Source organism: Aneurinibacillus migulanus, assembly GCF_001274715.1.
In the GTDB taxonomy this organism is placed as follows: domain Bacteria; phylum Bacillota; class Bacilli; order Aneurinibacillales; family Aneurinibacillaceae; genus Aneurinibacillus; species Aneurinibacillus migulanus.
In genome coordinates this window covers 1-1,071 of the sequence record NZ_LGUG01000020.1, presented here as the reverse complement: position 1 = coordinate 1,071, position 1,071 = coordinate 1, and the positions used below count along the sequence as shown (strand labels likewise).

Below are 1,071 nucleotides of genomic sequence, written 5' to 3'. Positions count from 1 at the left end.
TCAGCGAAGATGGGGTCGAATTCATCATGAATCCGTACGATGAGTACGCAGTGGAAGAAGCGATTACGCTACGCGACGAGCACGGCGGCGAAGTCACCGTTATTACGGTCGGACCGGAACGTGCCGAGAGCGCGCTGCGGACCGCACTTGCTATGGGTGCAGACAAAGCTGTCATCGTCGATGATGAAGACATCGAGACGGATGAATACAGTATCGCTAAAATTCTAGCCGCCGTTATCAAGGACCGCGAATACGATATTATCCTTGGCGGAAACATGGCGGTGGATAACGGGTCCGGTCAAGTGGGCCCTCGCCTGGCGGAAGAGCTGAACATCGCACAGGTAACCACCATTACCAAACTTACCGTGGATGGCGGAAAAGCGACCATCGAGCGCGATGTAGAAGGGGACATCGAGACGATCGAAGTATCCCTGCCCGTGTTGGTTACAGCACAGCAAGGCTTGAATGAACCACGGTATCCTTCGTTGCCAGGCATCATGAAAGCGAAGAAAAAACCGATGGAACGTCTCACGGTAGATGACTTGAACATCGACGGAGAGGTTGCGGCGAAAACGAGCGTCATTGAAACCTTCCTGCCGCCGAAAAAAGAAGCGGGTCGTATATTGAGCGGCGATGTGCAGGATCAAGTGAAAGAACTGGTACAGCTTCTTCGCAACGAAGCGAAAGTAATCTAAGGTCAGAGGGGGACGAGCGATATGAGCAAAAAAGTATTGGTAGTAGCAGAAGCAAGAGACAAAAGCTTACGGAACGTATCCTTTGAGGCGCTGACAGCAGCGCAACGCATCTCGGAAGGCGGCGACATCGTCGCGGTAACCTTCGGCAGCGATGCGGCCAACTATGTGGCTGAGCTGGGGAAATATGGAGCCGTAAAAGTTTATGCGGTTGCAAACAAAGAGCTGGATACGTATACGACAGATGCGTATTTCCAGGCCTTGCGTCAGGTCATTGAAGACGTTCAGCCGGATGCCATTCTCATGCCACATACAGCGATCGGAAAAGACTTGGCACCGCGCATTGCCGCTCGCCTTGGCCTTGGCCTCGTATCGGATG

At 53.0% G+C, this 1,071-nt stretch carries 2 protein-coding genes; both read left to right on the top strand.

All coding sequences use genetic code 11. The features are described from left to right. On the top strand, window positions 1–695 hold a 695-nt coding region (locus AF333_RS31330; protein ID WP_043067497.1), incomplete at its 5' end, for an electron transfer flavoprotein subunit beta/FixA family protein. Between the two features lie 21 nt (window positions 696–716). Beyond that, a partial coding sequence (locus AF333_RS31325) for an electron transfer flavoprotein subunit alpha/FixB family protein (protein WP_407638710.1) occupies window positions 717–1,071 on the top strand: 355 nt, incomplete at its 3' end.